The sequence below is a fragment of the Mesorhizobium sp. M7A.F.Ca.CA.002.09.1.1 genome, assembly GCF_003998555.1.
Classification (GTDB): Bacteria; Pseudomonadota; Alphaproteobacteria; order Rhizobiales; family Rhizobiaceae; genus Mesorhizobium; species Mesorhizobium ciceri.
Window position 1 is genome coordinate 1 of record NZ_RZRR01001043.1, and the last position, 1,736, is coordinate 1,736.

3 protein-coding genes are annotated in these 1,736 nt (G+C 64.1%); all 3 read right to left on the reverse strand.

What is annotated here, in order from left to right; translation table 11 throughout:
- On the reverse strand, positions 1-438 hold a 438-nt coding region (locus EN994_RS29975; protein ID WP_245466122.1), incomplete at its 3' end, for a PfkB family carbohydrate kinase.
- Between the two features lie 4 nt (positions 439-442).
- A complete protein-coding gene (locus EN994_RS29980) occupies positions 443-895 on the reverse strand; it encodes an RbsD/FucU family protein (RefSeq protein WP_027162392.1) in 453 nt (150 codons plus the stop codon).
- Positions 896-916: 21 nt separating this feature from the next.
- A partial coding sequence (locus EN994_RS29985) for an ATP-binding cassette domain-containing protein (RefSeq protein WP_127308079.1) occupies positions 917-1,736 on the reverse strand: 820 nt, incomplete at its 5' end.

Consider the following 1,736-nt stretch of genomic DNA (forward strand, 5'->3'; position numbering starts at 1 on the left):
GATCGGCTGTTCGAGCTGCGTGACAAAGACGCCGGCATTGCTGATCAATGCGGCATTGGCTTCGATATCGGCTGGAGAGATCAGCATGGCAGCACCGGGGCTGACGATGATGGCGTTGTTGCCGGTGGTCTCCTCGACGAAGATGTAGGCCGCGCCGGTGTAGCTTTCCGGCGTGTCGATGACGGCATCCTTGACGCCCGCCTGCGTCCAGGTCTGCCTGGCCATGTCGGCGAAGGGGTCTACGCCGAGGCGGGTGAGGAAGGTGACGTCGGCGCCGAGCTTGCCGGCGGCCACCGCCTGGTTCGAGCCCTTGCCGCCGGGACCCAGCGTGAAGGATGTGCCGAGGATCGTTTCGCCCATGCGCGGCTGCCGCTGCGCCCTGTAGGCGGTGTCGGCGACGAACACACCCAATATGACGACCGGCTTGCCCGAAGCCATGCCGCTACTCCGCATCCGGCGGCACGACGCCCTTGCGGAAGGCGAAGCAGCCATAGAAGCGGCGTTCGCCGGTCTGGATGACACAATAGGCTTGTTTGGCGCGCTCGTAGAAGGCGTAGCGCTCGACCGCGATCATCGGCCACGACTTGCCCTCGGCCTTATCGACTTCCTTCTGCACTTCCTTCTGCACTGCAGGAATCTCGTCCGGCTTGCCGACGATTTCCATGCGCGCGGCCGAATCGTCGACGAACGTGTCGAGCGGGTAGAGCGACAGCACCGCCTTGACCACTTGCGCGGCCGAGGCATCGATGCGCAGCACGCGGCCGAGCGCCGTCTGGCGCGCCACCGAATCGGACGGAAAATTGGTGTCGGCGATGATCAGATCATCGCCATGCCCCATTGCCCGCAATGCCTGCAGCACGTCGGCATTGAGCAGCGGGTTGATGCCTTTGAGCATGGTATTCCTCGTGAGTTGGGATCAGAGACGCTTGCCGGTCTCTGCGTCGAAAAGATGGATCTGGTCGAGCCTTGGCTTCAGCTTCAGCGTATCGCCCGGCTTGAAGTCGTGGCGCTCGCGAAACAGCGCCACCATCTCGCCTTCGCCGAAGCGCAGGAACACCAGCGTTTCCGAGCCGGTCGGCTCGACCACCGAAATCTTCGCCGGCACGCCGTCGGGATGGATCTCGAGGTGCTCCGGTCGCACGCCATAGACGACCGCTTGACCGTCCTGCGCGGCATTGCCCGATCCGATCGGGAACAGCGTGCCTGCGATGTCGACACCGGGCTTGTCGCCCTTGCGCATGGTGCCCTTGAGCAGGTTCATCGAAGGCGAGCCGATGAAGCCGGCGACAAACAGGTTGGCCGGGCGGTCGAACAGTTCCAGCGGCGCGCCGACCTGCTCGATGCGGCCGTCGCGCATGACAACGATCTTGTCGGCCATGGTCATGGCCTCGATCTGGTCGTGGGTGACGTAGATGGTGGTGGTCTTCAGCCTCTGGTGCAGTTCCTTGATCTCGGTGCGCATCTGCACGCGCAGCTTGGCGTCGAGATTGGACAGCGGCTCGTCGAACAGGAACACCTGCGGATTGCGCACGATGGCGCGGCCCATGGCCACGCGCTGGCGCTGCCCGCCGGAAAGCTGGCGGGGATAGCGCTTCAGATAGGGATTGAGGTCGAGGATGTCGGCGGCGCGCTTGACCCGCTCGGCGACCACGGCCGGATCGGTTTTCCTGAGCTTGAGCGCGAAGGCCATGTTCTGCTCGACCGTCTTGTGCGGATAGAGCGCATAGTTCTGGAAC

Bases quoted from the DNA above. Each gene is read 5' to 3' on its own strand.
- EN994_RS29980 (WP_027162392.1), bottom strand. From the start codon at position 895: ATGCTCAAAGGCATCAACCCGCTGCTCAATGCCGACGTGCTGCAGGCA.